We start from the raw sequence: 736 nt of genomic DNA on the forward strand, positions 1-736 counted from the left end.
AAGCTGCTTTCTTTGCTTACTTGTATATTGTCCCTAGCGTTCGGAAACTGATCCTTTCTGTTCGCCGGAAGCGGTAGCCCGTTTTGTCTTACAGGGGCTCGCAGCCCGAAAGAAAGCTGGTGGCGCCGCTTCCTCTCGCCGCTTTGAACCCGAACAGTTGACTGAGCTTCGAGCTCGTATTTTTTGCAAGTATGGGTGTTGTGGTGAACCAAAACCAAATTCAATCCTCCGTTTCCCCTTTGTTCGTTGGCATCGATGTCAGCGGCGAGTTCCTCGACGTCGCCTATCACGAGAGCAACGAGTATTTCCGTGTGCCCAATTCCCCCGACGGTATCGCCGCCCTGGTCGCGAAATTGATCCCCCTCAATCCCGAGCGGGTCGTGCTCGAAGCCACCGGCAAGCTCGAAAGAGCCGTCCTCGAGGCCTTGTGCCAGGCCGGCTTGCCCGGCGTCGCGGTCAATCCAAAATGGGTGCGCGATTTCGCCAAGTCCACTGGACGGCTCGCCAAGACCGATCGCATCGATGCCCGTGTCATCGCCCACTACGGCGCCGCAGTCAAGCCCAAGGTGCGACCCTTGAACGACGAGCAGACTCAGCAGCTCCAGGCCCTCATCCTGCGCCGCGCCCAGTTGATCGATATGCTCACGGCCGAACGCAATCGCCGCAAACGCGCTCATAAAACCACCTTCAGCAGCATCGACGAACACATTCAGTTCCTCAAGCAGCGCATCAAGGA

The 736-nt window shown here is 57.7% G+C and carries 1 protein-coding gene; it reads left to right on the forward strand.

The annotated features are described in order from the left end of the window. Positions 1-218: 218 nt before the first annotated feature. Positions 219-736 (forward strand): IS110 family transposase (locus AWB68_RS45770; protein WP_445344372.1); only part of this gene is annotated, 518 nt, incomplete at its 3' end.

This window comes from Caballeronia choica (assembly GCF_001544535.1).
GTDB classification, from domain to species: domain Bacteria; phylum Pseudomonadota; class Gammaproteobacteria; order Burkholderiales; family Burkholderiaceae; genus Caballeronia; species Caballeronia choica.